We start from the raw sequence: 15,175 nt of genomic DNA, 5'->3' as shown, positions 1-15,175 counted from the left end.
GCCCGGGCATCGCCTGCGCTCCAATCATTCATCAGTCACTGACCCTAGGTTCTCCATGGCTCAATACGTATTCACCATGCATCGGCTGGGCAAAGTTGTGCCGCCGAAGCGGGAAATCCTGAAAAACATCTCCCTGTCGTTCTTCCCCGGCGCCAAGATCGGCGTGCTCGGCCTCAACGGCTCGGGTAAGTCCACGCTGCTGAAAATCATGGCTGGCGTCGACACCGAGTTCGAAGGTGAAGCCCGTCCGATGCCGGAGCTGAACATCGGTTATCTGCCGCAAGAGCCACAACTTGATCCAACCAAGACCGTACGTGAAGTGGTCGAGGAAGCGGTCAGCGTGATCAAGGATGCCCAGGCGCGTCTGGACGAGGTCTATGCGGCCTACGCCGACCCGGATGCCGACTTCGACAAGCTGGCTGCCGAACAGGCCAAGCTCGAAGCAATCCTGCAGGCCAGCGATGGCCACAACCTGGAGCGTCAGCTGGAAGTCGCCGCCGATGCGCTGCGTCTGCCGGCCTGGGATGCCAAGGTTGAGCATCTGTCCGGTGGTGAGAAGCGTCGTGTGGCCCTGTGCCGCCTGCTGCTGTCGGCCCCTGACATGCTGCTGCTCGACGAACCGACCAACCACCTGGACGCCGATTCCGTCGCCTGGCTGGAGCACTTCCTGCACGATTTCCCGGGCACCGTGGTTGCGATCACGCACGACCGTTACTTCCTGGACAACGTAGCGGGCTGGATCCTGGAACTCGACCGCGGCGCGGGCATTCCTTACGAGGGCAACTATTCGGGTTGGCTGGAGGCCAAGTCCGATCGTCTGGCCCAGGAATCCAAGCAGCAATCGGCTCATGAAAAAGCCATGAAGGAAGAACTGGAGTGGGTGCGCAAAGGCGCCAAGGCCCGCCAGTCGAAATCCAAGGCTCGTCTGCAGCGTTTCGAAGAAATGCAATCGCAGGAATTCCAGAAGCGCAGCGAAACCAACGAGATCTACATCCCGGCCGGTCCGCGCCTGGGCGACAAGGTCATCGAGTTCAAGAACGTCACCAAGGGCTACGGCGATCGCGTGTTGATCGACAACCTGTCGTTCTCCATGCCTAAAGGCGCCATCGTCGGCGTTATCGGTGGTAACGGTGCCGGTAAGTCGACCCTGTTCCGCATGCTGATGGGCAAGGAGACCCCGGATTCGGGCTCCATCGAAATCGGCGAAACCGTACAACTGGCCTGCGTGGACCAGAGCCGCGAAGACCTGGACGGCAGCAAGACCGTGTTCCAGCAAATCTCCGACGGTTCCGACCAGATCCGCATCGGCAACTACGAGATTCCGTCGCGTACCTATGTCGGTCGCTTCAACTTCAAGGGCGGCGACCAGCAGAAGTTCGTCAAGGACCTGTCCGGTGGTGAGCGCGGTCGTCTGCACCTGGCGCTGACGCTGAAAGAGGGCGGCAACGTCCTGCTGCTCGACGAACCGTCCAACGACCTCGACGTCGAAACCCTGCGTTCCCTGGAAGAAGCCCTGCTGGACTTCCCGGGCGCCGCCATTGTGATCTCCCACGATCGGTGGTTCCTTGACCGCGTGGCGACACACATCCTGGCGTACGAAGACGACTCGCAAGCGGTGTTCTTCGAAGGCAACTACACCGAATACGAAGCCGATCGCAAAAAGCGTCTCGGCGAAGCGGCTGCCCAGCCGCACCGTGTACGGCACAAGAAACTGGCCTGATCTGGGGCTGGTTGCATGAAAAAACGGAGCCTTCGGGCTCCGTTTTTTTTTGCTTCTTTTCAGTGACACCCTGGTGAATTCATCGCGAGCAGGCTCGCTCCTACAGGGTGAATGCATTTCAAATTGTAGGAGCGAACCTGCTCGCGATGGCGGTGTAACTAATGGTGCATCACTCGACTTGCTAATCCCTTTTAAGGTGCAAATCGGCCCAGAAAACGAAGTTAATTTATATCCTGTGCACCATTTAATTTCATAAAGGCGACATTTTGCGCTGTTCCAGTGCGTGAATCCTTTGTTACAGTCCGGCTCAATTTCTTCCAATGACAATAAATTTGCCGAGACTTTTCCATGATCGAATCCGTCGAATCCTTCCTCGCCCGCCTCAAGCAGCGTGACCCCGACCAGCCTGAATTCCACCAGGCCGTAGAAGAGGTCCTGCGCAGCCTGTGGCCGTTTCTCGAGGCCAACCCGCACTACCTGACCTCGGGCATTCTGGAGCGCATCTGTGAGCCGGAGCGGGCCGTCGTGTTCCGCGTGTCCTGGGTCGACGATCACGGCAAGGTTCAGGTCAACCGTGGTTTCCGCGTGCAGATGAATAGCGCCATCGGCCCGTACAAGGGCGGCCTGCGCTTCCATCCTTCGGTGAATCTGGGCGTACTGAAATTCCTCGCGTTCGAACAAACCTTCAAAAACTCGCTGACTTCGCTGCCGATGGGCGGCGGCAAGGGCGGTTCTGACTTCGATCCGAAGGGCAAAAGCGATGCGGAAGTGATGCGCTTCTGCCAGGCCTTCATGAGCGAGTTGTACCGCCACATCGGCGCCGATGTTGACGTGCCTGCCGGTGATATCGGCGTGGGCGCCCGGGAGATCGGTTTCCTGTTCGGCCAATACAAGCGCCTGAGCAACCAGTTCACCAGCGTGCTCACCGGCAAGGGCCCGAGCTACGGCGGCAGCCTGATTCGTCCTGAGGCTACCGGCTTCGGTTGCGTGTACTTCGCCGAGGAAATGCTCAAGCGCCGCGGTGAAACCGTCGAGGGCAAGCGCGTGGCGATTTCCGGTTCCGGCAACGTTGCGCAATATGCGGCACGCAAGGTCATGGACCTGGGCGGGAAAGTGATTTCGCTGTCCGACTCCGAAGGCACGCTGTATTGCGAAAGCGGTTTGACCGAGGAGCAATGGCAGGCGGTGCTGGAGCTGAAGAACGTCCAGCGCGGGCGCATCCGCGAGCTGGCTGGCCGTTTCGGCCTGGAGTTCCTCGACGGCCAACATCCGTGGGGCCTGCGCTGCGACATCGCGCTGCCGTGCGCCACCCAGAACGAACTGGACGCCGAGGCCGCGCGCACCTTGCTGCGCAACGGCTGTGTCTGCGTGGCCGAAGGCGCGAACATGCCGACCACGCTGGAGGCAGTGGACCTGTTTATCGAGGCCGGGATCTTGTTCGCACCGGGCAAGGCGTCCAACGCCGGCGGGGTGGCTGTGAGCGGGCTGGAGATGTCGCAGAACGCCATGCGCCTGCTGTGGACCGGCGGTGAAGTGGACAGCAAGCTGCACGCGATCATGCAGTCGATCCACCATGCTTGCGTGCATTACGGCGAAGAGAACGGCCAGGTCAACTACGTGAAAGGCGCGAACATTGCCGGCTTCGTTAAAGTGGCCGAGGCCATGCTGGCCCAGGGCGTGGTCTAGGTCGGCTCGATGCGGATGATCTCGATCAATTGATCGCCGGCCGGGCGTTGCCACAGCACTTCATCATTGAGTTGTGCCCCGAGCAGCGCCCGCCCCAAGGGCGAGCCCCAGTTGATCAGGCCCCTGGCGGCGGCCGCCTGGTCTTCACCGACCAGTTGCACGCGGCGCTCGGTGCCGTGTTCATCCGCGTAAGTGACCCAACTGCCGATCTGCACCTTGCTGTTTGAAGTCGCGGCTGGAACCACTTGGGCACTTTGCAGGCGCTGAAGGAAATAACGCAGATCGCGCTCGAGGTTGGCCAGTTGCTGTTTGTCGGCCTGATCGCCGAGCGCCGATTGTTCGCCGTGCCGGGCCTGCAGCTCGGCGACCTTGTCCTGCAACTGGCCAAGGCCGGCGGGCGTGACGTAGTTGGGCTGCGCACTGACCTGTCGTTCGACCGGCTGATCGGCTTGCGCGGCGGCATTATCTTCATTGACGAAGGCGCGACTCATGGTTGGCTCCCGTTATAGGGTTTAGGCCATGGTTGCAGCCTTGTGGGAGCAAAGCTTGCTCGCGATGGCATCGACGCGGTCATCAAGATGTATCGCATTGGTCCTATCGCGAGCAAGCTTTGCTCCTACAGGGGAGGAATGTCTGACAGCGACCTATGGCGAGTGATAGGCCCGGGCGGTGTCCTGGTCTTTTTGCTGTTGCCAGGCCTTTTCGCGCTCGTCCCAATGGCTGTTGTGGTAGTCCTCGCGCTCCTGGCTCTCACGCATGGCCTGACACTGGCGAAAGCCATCACTCCAGCCTTCGGCGTAATTGTTGTCCTTCAGATAGCGCGGCACGTTTTTGCGAAACTCGCCGGTGATGGCGCCTGCGGCTTGCCGGCCGCTGCTGCAGCCGTCATCGAAACCATCGGCGAACGCTGGCGGATAACCCTTGGCGATCAGATCCTCGTGGGTCGTCTGGCAACCTTCGATCAACAGCAATAAAGCTACAACTCCAGCACAACGCCACATCTTCGACTCCCGGGTCTTTCTACGGCCAATATGAGAAGTCTAGGTGTGGGTTCGTCAGGTGTTTGTACAGGGGCTGTGAAAAATCCATTCAACACCACCAACCCCCTGTAGGAACGAGCCTGCTCGCGATAGCGGTAGGCCAGTGAACATTGATGTCGGCTGACACACCGCAATCGCGAGCAGGCTCGCTCCTACAGGGGGAAATAGCAGGGTTATTGATCAATAGTGATACCACTTCACCTCAAGCATCACCTCATTCTCCGGCGTGGCCAGGTGGCTGAATTCTCGCTGGGCGCTCAGGCGCAAACCCAGGTTGCGTGACAACTCCCACTGCTGATTCAGGCTCAGGCTGCGACGCACTTCGCCATTGGTGAAAAAATCACCTTTGGCTTCCAGGCTGAAGTTGCCCAGCGGGTTTTTCCACAGCACGCCCGTGTTGAAGCCCGCCGCTGGCGCGATGAAGCCGGCGAAATCGTTGTTGTGCTCTACACGCACGGTGCCGAGGGCGAAACCCAGCATGTCGTCGGCCAGTTGCCAGGTCCCGCCACCACCGCCATTGACGTGGCTGACCAGGTTCTCGTCGTCATGCTTGCCCGGTACCCGCTCCAGGCCACCGGTGACTTGCCACGACAGCGGCTGCAGCAGCTCGTTTCTCGGCGTCAGGGAGCGAATGGTCGCCAGGTCCAGTTGCTGCACTTGCCAGTCATTGCCTTCGTATTGGCGCAGTTTCAGTTGCAGGATTTCGATCTGCGCGCCGAGGGGAAAACTCTCGGAATTGTCGTTGAGGTCGTGATAGGCCATGCGCAGGCCATATTCGCCAAAGGCCCGATCGCCCCGGGTGCCGATGCCGGCCTGCCAGGTGCGGGATTCATGACCATCCTCTGGCAGGCCCGGTTGCGGGATGTCCAGCTCTGGTGCCGGGTTCTGATTGATCGCCCGCAGCAGTTCGAAACTGCGCTGCGCGCGTTCGGGATCACGCTCCTGGCCGTTGGCGCGGTAGCGCTCCAGGCGATAGGCGGCATCGATGATCAGCGCCTGGCGGTCCCGGGGTTGCGCCTTGAATGCCGGAGTTTGCAGCTGTTTCTGATCGGCACTGACTTTCAACACCCACTGCTGTTCTTCATCGGACAGTGGCTCGGCGCGGCTGAGCAATTCCCTTTCGCGGGAGGGGCGGTACTGAATCGACTCCACCAGCCCGGCTTCCTTCACGGCCTTGACGGTGTCGGTCGGGATGGCCGTGAGCGGGAATTGTTCGGTCAGGCGCAGGCTTGGACGGGCGACCTGCAGCAGTTCCAACAAGCGATAGGAGCAGTTTTCGTCGAAGAAGAAGTAGTCGAACTGAATCTGCTTCAGCTCCCAGACGTGCTCGACCATGCGCGCCGTCTCGGCCTGGGTCAGGTTCAGGCGGTACTCCCACAGGTCCCGGTTTTCCAGACTGCGGTATTCCGAGAGTTTTTCCTGGTACGGCACCAGCGCGAACAGGCCCGGATATCCGCCCATCAAGCCTTTCCAGGCGTAGAGGATGCTGTTGTCCGAACCTTCGATGTAGGCGCCGAAATTGATCGCGTAACTGAGCAGCGAAGTCTTGTCGCTCTGGACATCCGCCTGGTCGATGCGCAGCAGGGTGTGGCCGAACATCGAGGACGGGCTGTTGAGGTAGGCCGCCGGGAAAATCATCACGGCGCTGTGGGGCGAGACGTCCTTGAACCACTGCTTGAATTCAGCGCAATCGAGTTCAGGCAGATCAGAGAGATTGAGCTGGGCTTTCAACCAGCGGGTACGCGCCGGGTAAACGCATTGGGCATGCTGCTCACCGGCACTGGCCGGGGCGTACAGCGCTTGTACGGTGGCCGCCAGTTCATGGTCCGGATGTTCATTGCCATCGGCGGCGAGGAAGAATTTCTTGTCGCTGACATAGCTGCGCCAGCCGCCGAGCTTGGCGGTTTCGTAATGGCCCAGGGAAATCCAGAAAGGGTCGTTGGCCAATTGCTGCAAACGTTGATTGTCGATGAGCGGCGCGGCGGACAGCGGGGCGCAGGCACAGAGCGCCAGCCAGGCGAGGCGTTTGAGCATAAGTGGCAACTTGAACAGGAAAAAATAAAGACCCGAAGAGGGGCGGGGTCGAAAAATAAAACCCGCTTCCCGGAAGAAGCGGGGCAGGGCCGAGCTTAAGCCTGCGTGGCGTACTTGGCCAGACGAGGGTCGTTCTTCAGAACGGCCATGGTGTTGGTGTGCACATCTTCGGCGGTCACATCGGCCTTGCTGAAGATCTGCTGGAAGTGCTCGTGAGTGACGGCGGCGAAGTGCGCGCGGTCTTCCGGTGCCACGCCCAGTACCACGGCATAGGTCGTCAGTGCTTCGCCCTGACCCTTGGCCATGTCTTCGGACAGCTCGTTCATCATCCCATTCATGGCAAACCAGGATTTGCCGCCATAGGTCAGCGAGGCGTTGGTGGAGCAACCGTTGGTGCCCGAAGTCATGCCGAAGGTTGCGTTACCGGAAGTGCCGTTGGTGGTGGATGCCAGGAAGTGAGCCGGAGTGCCACGCTGACCTTCGAACAGCATGTTGCCCCAACCGCAATCCGGACCGCCTGGCGCCTGTGCCATGGCGTTGATGGATACAGCGGTGAAGAGAGTACCGAGAAGAATCCGTTTCATAGCTTTGTTCTCTTTGTGTGCATACCAATGGACAAGGGGGTCTGGCCCGGCTCAATACCCGACGGCCGCCAGTTGGGCCGGTTATTAGTCCAGCCGCGCAGTTTGGAGTTTAGGCACGATCACGGGGTTCCGTGATTTTTTGCCAAAGATTCGTTGAAAACAGTGATTTGGCGCTGCTCTGTGCCGGGGTTTCGACTTGTCTATGCTTTGGTCTGAGGCGCTCCTTGCCAGTCAGGCACAGGCAGCGCCAGAATGCCGCTATCTGCCCCGCCTGATGTAAGGAAGCCCGATGCCTGATCCTGTTGCTGCCAGCTTGCGTCTTGCGCCCGAAGCGCTGACCCGTCCGTTTTCCGCTGAACAGTTCAGCTTCTCTACCACCAACGATCTGGAGCCCTTTCGCGGTGTGCTCGGCCAGGAACGCGCGGTCGAAGCCTTGCAGTTCGGTGTGGCCATGCCACGCCCCGGTTACAACGTATTCGTCATGGGTGAACCCGGCACCGGCCGGTTCTCGTTCGTCAAACGCTACCTGAAGGCCGAAGGCAAGCGCCTGCAGACCCCGGCGGACTGGGTCTACGTCAATAACTTCGATGAGCCGCGCGAACCCCGTGCACTGGAGTTGCCATCAGGCACCGCCGGTGCCTTCATCGGTGACATCAACGGTTTGATCGACAACCTGCTGGCTACCTTCCCGGCAGTGTTCGAACACCCGTCCTACCAGCAGAAGAAAAGCGCCATCGACCGTGCTTTCAACCAGCGTTACGACAAGGCACTGGACGTGATCGAGCGTCTGGCGCTGGAAAAAGACGTCGCGCTCTACCGTGACAGCAGCAACATCGCGTTTACCCCGATGCTCGAAGGCAAGGCGCTGGACGAGGCGGAATTTGCCCAGTTGCCGGAAGCCGAACGCGAGCGTTTCCACGAGGACATCTCGGCCCTTGAAGAGCGCTTGAACGAAGAGCTCGCCAGCCTGCCGCAATGGAAGCGCGAGTCGAGCAATCAACTGCGCCACCTCAACGAAGAAACCATCACCCTGGCCTTGCAGCCGCTGTTGTCGCCGCTGTCGGAGAAGTATGCCGAGAACGCGGCTGTCTGCGGTTATCTGCAAGCCATGCAGGTATACCTGCTCAAAACCGTGGTCGAGCAACTGGTGGACGACAGCAAGACAGACGCCGTCGCCCGCAAACTGTTGGAAGAGCAATACGCCCCGAGCCTGGTGGTCGGCCACTCCGTCAGCGGCGGCGCTCCAGTGGTGTTCGAGCCGCACCCGACCTATGAAAACCTGTTCGGCCGCATCGAATACAGCACCGACCAGGGCGCGCTGTACACGACTTATCGCCAGTTGCGACCGGGTGCCCTGCACCGCGCCAACGGCGGTTTCCTGATCCTTGAAGCGGAAAAAATGCTTGGCGAGCCATTCGTGTGGGACGCGCTGAAACGCGCCCTGCAATCGCGCAAGCTGAAGATGGAATCGCCTCTAAGCGAAATGGGTCGTTTCGCCACTGTCACCCTGACTCCGCAGCACATTCCGTTGCAGGTCAAAGTGATCATCATCGGTGCCCGTTCGCTCTACTACACGCTGCAGGACCTTGATCCGGACTTCCAGGAGATGTTCCGCGTCCTGGTGGATTTCGATGAAGACATCCCGATGGTCGATGAAAGCCTGGAGCAGTTTGCCCAGTTGCTGAAAACCCGTACCTCTGAAGAAGGCATGGCACCGTTGACCGCCGATGCGGTGGCGCGTCTGGCGACCTACAGCGCGCGGCTGGCCGAGCATCAGGGGCGGTTGTCGGCGCGCATCGGTGATCTGTTCCAACTGGTCAGCGAAGCGGACTTCATTCGCCATCTGGCGTCGGACGAGATGACCGACGCCGGTCACATCGAACGCGCGCTAAAGGCCAAAGCGACCCGCACCGGGCGCGTCTCGGCACGGATTCTCGACGACATGCTGGCAGGGATCATCCTGATCGATACCGCTGGCGCGGCGGTCGGCAAATGCAACGGGCTGACGGTGCTGGAGGTCGGCGATTCGGCCTTCGGCGTGCCGGCGCGGATTTCCGCCACGGTGTACCCGGGCGGCAGCGGCATCGTCGACATCGAGCGTGAGGTCAACCTCGGGCAACCGATCCACTCCAAGGGGGTGATGATTCTCACCGGGTATCTGGGCAGCCGTTACGCCCAGGAATTCCCGCTGGCGATTTCGGCGAGCATCGCCCTGGAGCAGTCCTACGGTTACGTGGACGGCGACAGTGCGTCCCTGGGCGAGGCGTGCACCTTGATTTCGGCCCTGTCGAAAACACCGCTCAAGCAGTGCTTTGCCATCACCGGTTCTATCAACCAGTTCGGTGAAGTGCAGGCAGTGGGTGGGGTCAACGAGAAGATCGAAGGCTTCTTCCGTCTCTGTGAAGCCCGTGGCTTGACGGGCGAGCAGGGCGCGATCATTCCCCACGCCAACGTGGCCACGCTGATGCTCGACGAGAAAGTGCTGGCCGCGGTGCGCGCGGGGCAGTTCCACGTCTACGCGGTACGCCAGGCCGATGAGGCGCTGAGCCTGCTGGTCGGCGAGCCGGCGGGTGAGCCGGACGAGAACGGCGAGTTCCCGGAAGGCAGCGTCAATGCGCGGGTTGTGGAGCGTTTGCGGGTCATCGCCGAAATGATCAGCGAGGATGATCTGAAGGAGGCGGAGAAGGAAATGGCGGTCGAGGCGTTGGCGGAGGCCAAGCCGGCTTGACCTCAAACTACAACCCTCTGTAGGAGCAAAGCTTGCTCGCGATGACGGACTGCCATTCAACATGTGTTTTGAATGAACGACCGCTATCGCGAGCAAGCTTTGCTCCTACAGTTTTTTGGGGTTGTTGAAGTCGAAAGTGCCATCACTCTGGCGTCAATCTTCACACTATGACCGCTCGGCGCCTGCTGGTGTCGAAAAGCCTGCATCTCGAACTTTTCTTCTATTCTCTGCTCAAGGACAGAGACAGTAATCAGGATCGAAACAGCTTCCCGCGGAGGCTGAATACCGGATTGATCGAGGGTCGCCGCCATGTCGCGCAACCTCTGCCTCACCCGTCAATGCCTGGGTCTTGTGACCCGTATCGAATGCGCCATCAAACCGTTGGCGGGCGATTCAGGCATGTGGACCTTACTCTTCGCCGCCGGAATGGCCGGCGAGCAACCTTCAGCCATCAAAGCCCAGGGCCCGTTCCATGGTCCCTTCGTGGCCGAGTCCATCCTCGACACCATTGTTGAAAGCCTGACCCTGCACGGTTATGAATTGGCCGATGACCCGCAAATCTGGTGCCTGCACCTGCAAGCCCAGCTACGGGAAATCAACGGGGGACGTGGCCGCAGCCTCGATGGTCCGCAGTTGCGGCCTGAGCACTGACTGCGTTATTCGACCAGTTTGGTCATGTCAGCTTTCTCGAGTTTGACCTCGTAGCCGTATTGCACGGTGGCGAGGTCGGTTCTTTGATAGGTTTCCAGGCGCGTGGGTTGCCCGTAGAAATAATGCACGGCGAATAGCGACGGGCCTTGCTCACTCGCGTCATGGTTGACCGCCAGAATTTCCTTGAGGTAATGGCCGCTGTCGTCCTTGGCGTAGAAGCGCCAGTCCTGCTCGGGAAACACTTTCAGATCCACCACCAGGGCATTGCTCTTGAGCTCTAGGCCCTTGGGCAGTTGGCGGGCGTCGATGCTCTGTTTGTCGACCGTGGCGAGGAACAGCGGAATGGAGCCCACCGCATAGGCTGGCGTTTCCGGAAACAGATTCAAGTCGTACGTGATGGTGCCGCGCAGCGGATCAATCTGATAGGCCTCCGCCGGCAGTTCGATGGGTTCGTCGAGTTTGCCTTTGCTGTTCTCGGTAAAGAAGCTCACCGGGCTTTCACCTGGATTGAAGGACGTACCCAGCAGTTCGTCATTGAAGGTTCTGAGGTGGCTGAACTCGATGCGCGCTGCACTCGGGTCGTCCACCGATTGATTGATGCTGACGTTGTTCTTCAGTTGCTCCTCGGTCAGCGTCGCACCCTTGAGCCAGTTCGGCGCCTGGTCGTCGTACACCAGCACTGGCAAATCCAGAGGCTGAATCGACTTTTGCGTTGTATGGCGATCGAAGCGCCGCACCGGCAAGTTCAGTTCCTTGCGGGTCACCGTGACCGCCGAGAAATCCAGCAGGCTGATTTCGAGGGTGTCGATCTTCCCGTTGAAATAGACCTTCGAGTAATGGCGGGTCTGCTGCTTTTCGAAGGTGTGCTGTTCTTCATCGATCTGTTTTTCGAACGCGTCGCTCCAGCTTTTCTGTTGCTGCATTTTCGCCAGCTGGCGTTGATAGAAGGCTACTTGAGCAGGGGTCTCGTTGATCGAGCCTGCGCGCGAAAGAAACTGTCCGGTGCTGTCGCGCGCCTGGGCAATCAGCGAGTTCAGCTGGGTTTCGCCAATGTCCGCCGCCTGTGGCGCGCTGTTGTTGTACTCGATTTCCGCGTAGTTCTTGCCCAGTTTCACCAGGGTGACGCTGAGGTTGTCATCGGTTCGGGTCTGGCCGACGTCTTTTTTGCCGAGGTCGAAGCTGTAGAGCCGGCGGGGCGCAATGACTTCCACCTTGCCTTGCACGCTGACCGGCTGCGGCTGGTTCTTGATGTCGACATCCAGGCCCTCGATGAAGGGGTAGGCCACGGTCAGGTCATCAGGGTTGGTCAGGTTCGAGCTCGACGGGCTGAACTGAATGCCGGGATCGGTTTCCGACCACTCCGGTTGAAAGGCAATCACGCGTTTATTGCTCAAGGTAACCGACTGCCATTCCAGGCCGTGGGGGAACAGAAACGTTGCGGGAACGCTGAAGTTGAAAGGAAACACGGGTTGCAGGTCAGTCAAATAGTCCGAACTGGAGTCCTTGTGCAGCACGAAAAGGCCGTTGATGTAGGTGTCGACCAGCGCCTGCGGCGTGGGGTAATGCTTGAGGATGGCGAGGGCGTCCTCACCGTATTCGGTCACTACCGGCTTGCTGGCGAGCCGCTGTTGCGCCCGCTCCAGCAGCAACAGCGAGCCCCCGAGTTCGGCCACGGCATCCTTGAGTTTCGGGTCGGTAATGGCATCCAGGGATTTTTCGAACTGCGCGGTCTTTTCCTCAAGGCTGACCTCATGTTTCTCGTCGCCGGGCGAGCAGCCACCCAGCACGAGCGCCAGAAGGATTACGGCACTGGTCAAAGGCAAACGCACATCCATTTCCAGTCTTCCTGTCCGATAACACTGAGCTGTCAATGGTTTGGACACTAGCAGAAAAATTTAGACACACACGCGCAAGGGGCGGATTTACGGGCGGTTTCTGGGGGCAACAGGCGACTGTTATACTCGCGGCCATTTTCAAACCACGTGTGAGATTCAATGGAACGCTTTATCGAAAACGCAATGTACGCCTCCCGCTGGCTGCTGGCGCCCATCTACTTCGGCCTGTCCCTGGGGTTGCTGGCCCTGGCACTGAAGTTCTTCCAGGAAGTCTTCCACGTCATTCCCAACGTCTTTTCCATGGCCGAATCGGACCTGATCCTGGTGCTGCTGTCGCTGATCGACATGGCGCTGGTAGGCGGTTTGCTGGTGATGGTGATGATTTCCGGTTACGAAAACTTCGTCTCCCAGCTGGACATCGACGACTCCAAGGAAAAGCTCAATTGGCTGGGCACCATGGACTCGTCTTCCCTGAAGATGAAAGTGGCGGCGTCCATCGTGGCGATTTCTTCCATCCACCTGCTGCGTATCTTCATGGATGCCAAGAATGTCGATCCCGAGCATCTGCAGTGGTATGTGATCATTCACATGACGTTCGTGGTCTCGGCCTTCGCCATGGGTTATCTGGATAAAGTGACCAAGCACTGATTGCTGTTCATGGCCGTCACTCACCGCCCGTCTGTTGCAAAACAGACGGGCGGTGTCGTTTATGGCTTGTGCTTTGATGCGCCGAGGCATATCCCTGTAATGGTAATGATTCGTCACTGCATGAGGTGCGTTCATGAACTTGCAAGAACTCAATGCCTATGCCGTCGCCGGGAAGCTCGACGAGCTGAACCTGATTTCCCTGGAAGGCGGAATTTACCTGCTGGAGGCGCGGATGCACGGCGCCGCCTACCCGCTGAGCGACACCCACGGCCACATGATGCACCTGCGCTCGGTGGAGCATGCCCGTGATGTGCTGCGTTCCTTTCCCAAGTTGAACTTCAATCTGGTGCATCACCTGGTGCATGACGAGATGTGCGGGCTCTTGGGCATTGATGAAATGCTGAAGGTGCCGATCGATCAGCGTTCCTCTGCGCAGCGCTGACGGCCCTGATCAACACCATGGCATCTGTGCTAGTCTGCTGACCCTTTTGGTTCCGGGCGCTCCGGGACGCGCTGTGCACGCACGGCAAGTTCCCGGGCCGTCCGCACAGCGGAGCAGTGTCATGTCCGAAGTAAATCTGTCCACCGACGAAACCCGCGTCAGCTACGGTATTGGCCGTCAGCTGGGCGACCAACTGCGTGACAACCCGCCACCGGGTGTGAGCCTGGACGCGATCCTGGCAGGTCTGACCGACGCTTTCGCCGGCAAGCCAAGCCGCGTTGGCCAGGAAGAAATGTCCGCCAGCTTCAAGGTGATCCGCGAAATCATGCAGGCCGAAGCTGCAGCCAAGGCTGAAGCAGCAGCCGGTGCAGGCCTGGCCTTCCTGGCTGAAAACGCCAAGCGTGATGGCATCACCACCCTGGCTTCCGGTCTGCAATTCGAAGTGCTGACCGCCGGTGAAGGCGCCAAGCCATCCCGTGAAGACACCGTGCGTACTCACTACCACGGCACCCTGATCGACGGCACTGTGTTCGACAGCTCCTACGAGCGCGGCCAGCCTGCGGAATTCCCGGTTGGCGGCGTGATCGCCGGCTGGACCGAAGCCCTGCAACTGATGAATGCCGGCAGCAAATGGCGCCTGTACGTGCCGAGCGAACTGGCTTACGGCGCTCAAGGCGTTGGCAGCATTCCGCCGCACAGCGTACTGGTGTTCGACGTCGAGCTGCTCGACGTTCTGTAATACCCGCTGATTACCTGTAGGAGCGAGCCTGCTCGCGATGGGCGTTAACGATGACGCGGGCATTCTGAATGATCGCGGTGTCCTTGAGTTCATCGCGAGCAGGCTCGCTCCTACAGTTTTTTGCAGTGTGTCTCATGGATGAAATTTGCCATTGAGGTCTGTCGTCGGGCGCAATGCCCGGGCGTAGCAGAACAGAAACAGATTCCTCACCACTTCCTTGAGCACCACCGGCTCGTTCGAGCTCAAGCCATTGAGATCCAAGTCTCCCTGATCCTGCAGCTCGCTCAAGGCTTCCTCCTCAAGCACCGCACAGACTTCCCCGGTTTCCCGATGCAGAATCCTCAGGTAAGGGTGCGGGCGGTCCAGCCAGGCATCGATCAAATAAGTCATGTCTCATCTCCATTGGTTGGGCTTGATGAGAATAATTCCTATTCAATAAATAGCAAGGGTCGATTGGCGGATTGCGGTTTTTTCCGGATAAAGATTGCGCAAGGTCAAAGCGACTGGCGCTTTGCTATTGCGTGGAGTGGCGTGGGAAGCAGTAGGGGGCGGGGCGACATCCCGCGTCGGGCGCGGGATGGAAGGCAGCTAAATCAGACTTTCCTGACGAACTCGGACTTGAGCTTCATCGGGCCGATGCCATCGATCTTGCAGTCGATGTCATGGTCGCCGTCGCACAGGCGGATGTTCTTGACCTTGGTGCCGACCTTGACCACCAGGGAAGTGCCCTTGACCTTCAGGTCCTTGATCACGGTGATGGTATCGCCGTCCTGCAGGACGTTGCCGACCGAGTCCTTTTTCACCGCGTCATCGGAAGCCGCTTCGACTTCACCGCTGGCGGACCATTCGTGAGCGCACTCGGGGCAGATCAGCTGAGCGCCGTCTTCATAGGTGTATTCGGAATTGCATTTCGGGCAGGGTGGCAACGTGCTCACTAAGGCTCCTTGAATTCAGGATCGCTAAAAAGCGCACATTGTATAGGGTTTTAGGCGGGAGAGGGGGCAGTACCGGAACCTGTAGGAGCGAGCCTGCTCGCGAAAAACTCAAGGACACCGCGTTTATCCTGGA

General features: G+C 59.4%; 14 protein-coding genes. 7 read left to right on the top strand and 7 right to left on the bottom strand.

Features of this window, described 5'->3' with window-relative positions:
* Positions 1-55 precede the first annotated feature (55 nt).
* Together ettA and gdhA are read left to right on the top strand one after the other, a co-directional pair.
* Complete coding sequence (gene ettA, locus DKY63_RS15905; protein ID WP_007950976.1) at positions 56-1,720, top strand: energy-dependent translational throttle protein EttA; 1,665 nt, start codon at positions 56-58, stop codon at positions 1,718-1,720.
* 348 nt (positions 1,721-2,068) lie between these two features.
* The gene (gdhA, locus tag DKY63_RS15900) at positions 2,069-3,406 is read left to right on the top strand and encodes an NADP-specific glutamate dehydrogenase (RefSeq protein WP_110964965.1); all 1,338 of its coding nucleotides are present in this window, start codon (positions 2,069-2,071) and stop codon (positions 3,404-3,406) included.
* Here gdhA and DKY63_RS15895 read toward each other — a convergent pair.
* The 4 genes from DKY63_RS15895 to DKY63_RS15880 all read right to left on the bottom strand — a co-directional run bounded on the left by DKY63_RS15895 (position 3,403) and on the right by DKY63_RS15880 (position 7,064).
* Complete coding sequence (locus DKY63_RS15895; RefSeq protein ID WP_110964964.1) at positions 3,403-3,897, bottom strand: GreA/GreB family elongation factor; 495 nt, start codon at positions 3,895-3,897, stop codon at positions 3,403-3,405. The genes gdhA and DKY63_RS15895 overlap by 4 nt on opposite strands.
* A gap of 153 nt (positions 3,898-4,050) precedes the next feature.
* Positions 4,051-4,407 carry a hypothetical protein gene (locus DKY63_RS15890; RefSeq protein ID WP_110964963.1) on the bottom strand — a complete coding sequence of 119 codons (357 nt, stop codon included), beginning with the start codon at positions 4,405-4,407 and terminating at the stop codon, positions 4,051-4,053.
* Between the two features lie 219 nt (positions 4,408-4,626).
* The gene (locus DKY63_RS15885) at positions 4,627-6,480 is read right to left on the bottom strand and encodes a DUF4105 domain-containing protein (protein ID WP_110964962.1); all 1,854 of its coding nucleotides are present in this window, start codon (positions 6,478-6,480) and stop codon (positions 4,627-4,629) included.
* A 95-nt stretch (positions 6,481-6,575) separates the two neighbouring features.
* Positions 6,576-7,064: a DUF3015 domain-containing protein gene (locus DKY63_RS15880; protein ID WP_110964961.1), complete on the bottom strand. Its 489-nt coding sequence runs from the start codon at positions 7,062-7,064 to the stop codon at positions 6,576-6,578.
* A 289-nt stretch (positions 7,065-7,353) separates the two neighbouring features.
* On the opposite strand from DKY63_RS15880, the gene DKY63_RS15875 reads away from it, so the two are divergent.
* Entirely contained in the window at positions 7,354-9,792 is a 2,439-nt protein-coding gene (locus tag DKY63_RS15875) for a Lon protease family protein (protein WP_110964960.1), read from the top strand.
* Between the two features lie 309 nt (positions 9,793-10,101).
* Positions 10,102-10,443 (top strand): hypothetical protein, encoded by a 342-nt coding sequence (locus DKY63_RS15870; RefSeq protein WP_110964959.1) that lies wholly within the window; start codon positions 10,102-10,104, stop codon positions 10,441-10,443.
* 5 nt (positions 10,444-10,448) lie between these two features.
* On the opposite strand, the gene DKY63_RS15865 is transcribed toward DKY63_RS15870, so the two are convergent.
* The gene (locus DKY63_RS15865; protein ID WP_110964958.1) at positions 10,449-12,278 is read right to left on the bottom strand and encodes a hypothetical protein; all 1,830 of its coding nucleotides are present in this window, start codon (positions 12,276-12,278) and stop codon (positions 10,449-10,451) included.
* 159 nt (positions 12,279-12,437) lie between these two features.
* On the opposite strand from DKY63_RS15865, the gene DKY63_RS15860 reads away from it, so the two are divergent.
* From DKY63_RS15860 to DKY63_RS15850, 3 genes are all read left to right on the top strand, one after another.
* A complete protein-coding gene (locus DKY63_RS15860) occupies positions 12,438-12,926 on the top strand; it encodes a TIGR00645 family protein (protein ID WP_007970904.1) in 489 nt (162 codons plus the stop codon).
* Between the two features lie 133 nt (positions 12,927-13,059).
* Positions 13,060-13,368 (top strand): DUF6482 family protein, encoded by a 309-nt coding sequence (locus tag DKY63_RS15855; protein ID WP_110964957.1) that lies wholly within the window; start codon positions 13,060-13,062, stop codon positions 13,366-13,368.
* Positions 13,369-13,489: 121 nt separating this feature from the next.
* Positions 13,490-14,107 (top strand): FKBP-type peptidyl-prolyl cis-trans isomerase, encoded by a 618-nt coding sequence (locus DKY63_RS15850; RefSeq protein ID WP_110964956.1) that lies wholly within the window; start codon positions 13,490-13,492, stop codon positions 14,105-14,107.
* Between the two features lie 132 nt (positions 14,108-14,239).
* Here DKY63_RS15850 and DKY63_RS15845 read toward each other — a convergent pair whose 3' ends face one another.
* Both DKY63_RS15845 and DKY63_RS15840 read right to left on the bottom strand, forming a co-directional pair.
* Positions 14,240-14,497: a PA4570 family protein gene (locus tag DKY63_RS15845; RefSeq protein ID WP_110964955.1), complete on the bottom strand. Its 258-nt coding sequence runs from the start codon at positions 14,495-14,497 to the stop codon at positions 14,240-14,242.
* Positions 14,498-14,700: 203 nt separating this feature from the next.
* Complete coding sequence (locus tag DKY63_RS15840) at positions 14,701-15,042, bottom strand: zinc ribbon domain-containing protein YjdM (RefSeq protein ID WP_110964954.1); 342 nt, start codon at positions 15,040-15,042, stop codon at positions 14,701-14,703.
* Between the last annotated feature and the right edge of the window lie 133 nt (positions 15,043-15,175).

Origin of the sequence: Pseudomonas putida, assembly GCF_003228315.1 — a bacterium.
In the GTDB taxonomy this organism is placed as follows: domain Bacteria; phylum Pseudomonadota; class Gammaproteobacteria; order Pseudomonadales; family Pseudomonadaceae; genus Aquipseudomonas; species Aquipseudomonas putida_S.
Note: the sequence above shows the minus strand (reverse complement) of the source record. Positions and strands in the feature narration are given on the sequence as shown.

What these genes read in the sequence shown, in the direction of transcription:
- ettA (WP_007950976.1), top strand. Translation starts at nt 56, where the DNA reads ATGGCTCAATACGTATTCACCATGCATCGGCTGGGCAAAGTTGTGCCG.
- DKY63_RS15895 (WP_110964964.1), bottom strand. Translation starts at nt 3,897, where the DNA reads ATGAGTCGCGCCTTCGTCAATGAAGATAATGCCGCCGCGCAAGCCGAT.
- DKY63_RS15865 (WP_110964958.1), bottom strand. Translation starts at nt 12,278, where the DNA reads ATGGATGTGCGTTTGCCTTTGACCAGTGCCGTAATCCTTCTGGCGCTC.
- DKY63_RS15850 (WP_110964956.1), top strand. Translation starts at nt 13,490, where the DNA reads ATGTCCGAAGTAAATCTGTCCACCGACGAAACCCGCGTCAGCTACGGT.
- DKY63_RS15875 (WP_110964960.1), top strand. Translation starts at nt 7,354, where the DNA reads ATGCCTGATCCTGTTGCTGCCAGCTTGCGTCTTGCGCCCGAAGCGCTG.
- DKY63_RS15885 (WP_110964962.1), bottom strand. Translation starts at nt 6,480, where the DNA reads ATGCTCAAACGCCTCGCCTGGCTGGCGCTCTGTGCCTGCGCCCCGCTG.
- DKY63_RS15860 (WP_007970904.1), top strand. Translation starts at nt 12,438, where the DNA reads ATGGAACGCTTTATCGAAAACGCAATGTACGCCTCCCGCTGGCTGCTG.
- DKY63_RS15880 (WP_110964961.1), bottom strand. Translation starts at nt 7,064, where the DNA reads ATGAAACGGATTCTTCTCGGTACTCTCTTCACCGCTGTATCCATCAAC.
- DKY63_RS15855 (WP_110964957.1), top strand. Translation starts at nt 13,060, where the DNA reads ATGAACTTGCAAGAACTCAATGCCTATGCCGTCGCCGGGAAGCTCGAC.
- DKY63_RS15845 (WP_110964955.1), bottom strand. Translation starts at nt 14,497, where the DNA reads ATGACTTATTTGATCGATGCCTGGCTGGACCGCCCGCACCCTTACCTG.
- gdhA (WP_110964965.1), top strand. Translation starts at nt 2,069, where the DNA reads ATGATCGAATCCGTCGAATCCTTCCTCGCCCGCCTCAAGCAGCGTGAC.
- DKY63_RS15890 (WP_110964963.1), bottom strand. Translation starts at nt 4,407, where the DNA reads ATGTGGCGTTGTGCTGGAGTTGTAGCTTTATTGCTGTTGATCGAAGGT.
- DKY63_RS15870 (WP_110964959.1), top strand. Translation starts at nt 10,102, where the DNA reads ATGTCGCGCAACCTCTGCCTCACCCGTCAATGCCTGGGTCTTGTGACC.